Here is a 608-nt window from a genome sequence, read left to right on the forward strand (position 1 = left end):
GTTGCGCCGTGTGCGGTTCGGTAAAAAAAGCGATGGTTGAAGAACAATTGACCCGTCCGGTCGAATGGTTGTCTTCCATGCCACAGGCTTTGGGTATCCGCAACCATTACCGCCGTCCTGAAGAACATGGCTCCGACCGTTGGTTTAATGCGCTGGGCAGCCGCCGCTTTACGCAAAACGCCTGCGTCGTCGTCAGCTGCGGTACCGCCGTAACCACCGACGCGCTGACGGAAGACAATCATTATCTCGGCGGCACCATCATGCCCGGTTTCCACTTAATGAAAGAGGCGATGGCGCTCAAGACCGCCAACCTCAACCGTCCAATCGGCAAGGTATATCCGTTCCCAACCACAACGCCGAACGCCATTGCCAGCGGCATGATGGATGCCGTTTGTGGCGCGTTGATGATGATGCATGGCCGTCTGAAAGACAAAACGGGCGGGGGCAAGCCGGTCGATATCATTATCACCGGCGGCGGCGCGGCTAGAGTCGTGCAGGCGCTGCCGGAGTCCTTCGTTCATGACAATCAAGTGAAAATCGTCGATAATCTCGTGATTCACGGGCTCTTGCATTGGATTGCCCATCGCAACGGACAATAAAAAGGAAAA

The 608-nt window shown here is 55.8% G+C and carries 1 protein-coding gene; it reads left to right on the top strand.

Features of this window, described 5'->3' with window-relative positions:
* The coding region (locus tag ACTHUM_RS17600) for a type III pantothenate kinase (protein WP_440403635.1) at positions 1-599 on the top strand (599 nt) is incomplete at its 5' end.
* Positions 600-608: the final 9 nt, after the last annotated feature.

It is taken from the genome of Neisseria sp. P0021.S006, from assembly GCF_051956895.1.